The sequence below is a fragment of the Bacillus haikouensis genome (genome assembly GCF_013179555.1).
GTDB classification, from domain to species: Bacteria; Bacillota; Bacilli; order Bacillales; family Bacillaceae_B; genus Rossellomorea; species Rossellomorea haikouensis_A.
Window position 1 is genome coordinate 1 of sequence record NZ_JABMCR010000582.1, and the last position, 900, is coordinate 900.

The window sequence follows — 900 nt, forward strand, 5'->3', positions numbered from 1 at the left end:
GATGACATCGACGTGTCGGTACGGTCTTCTTTGAGGGCACGCCGGTGCACCTCGAAGCCATACCATTAAGACCAGCTTCTCGAGATATCATCCGGTGATGCGCGGTCAGGCAACATCAATCCAGCATTCCCGTCAGATGAAGACCTAAACCTTCAAACAACAAAAATGCCTCGGACAAGCGATCCTTCCTACCTCCAACCCCTCCACCAATTCCGGCCGACTAAGCCATCTCATGGTTTCTCTGGGACTGGGCTCGGACGCTTCAAACCACAAGGGCTCAAAACACCTGGAAGCTTCCAGACATATCTTCTCTTCACAATGTATTCAGAACAGGCATCAATCCTTAGCAGGACGATGCAAACTTTTATTTCCTCAAAGAAGACAATTCGCAGCAGCCGGATCAATTCTCCAGTACAGCGCGGTAGCGCGTCGCCGATCGTTCCGCGCCCTCGCGGAGGGTAGGTCCGAAGGACCGCTCACCCGTGAGCGCAATTAAATGGTGGAGCTGAGCGGGATCGAACCGCTGACCCCCTGCTTGCAAAGCAGGTGCTCTCCCAGCTGAGCTACAGCCCCATCCAGCTCGATCACCCAAGTCTCATCAACCAGGCGCGGCAACAATTCGCATCAACCAACAGTCTCAACCCAAACCCTCATTCGCATATGCAAATGGTGGGCCCGGGAAGACTTGAACTTCCGACCCCACGCTTATCAAGCGTGTGCTCTAACCAACTGAGCTACGGGCCCATTCCGGTACCGGTCGATGCGGCTTTTGTCTTCTTGAAGAAAGAGAAACGTGGACGGCGAACCTTGCCATACCATCCGAGTGCCAAGCACTTCCGTGGCGTATTACGTTTCGATGGTCACCTGACTGGCGCCATCTATGTTCTAAAAAGCACGGGA

At 53.9% G+C, this 900-nt stretch carries 2 tRNA genes; both read right to left on the reverse strand.

Annotated elements, in window-relative coordinates:
• Nucleotides 1–497: 497 nt before the first annotated feature.
• Nucleotides 498–573: transfer RNA gene (locus HP456_RS25845), tRNA-Ala, on the reverse strand.
• Nucleotides 574–667: 94 nt separating this feature from the next.
• Nucleotides 668–744, reverse strand: a tRNA-Ile gene (locus HP456_RS25850).
• Between the last annotated feature and the right edge of the window lie 156 nt (nucleotides 745–900).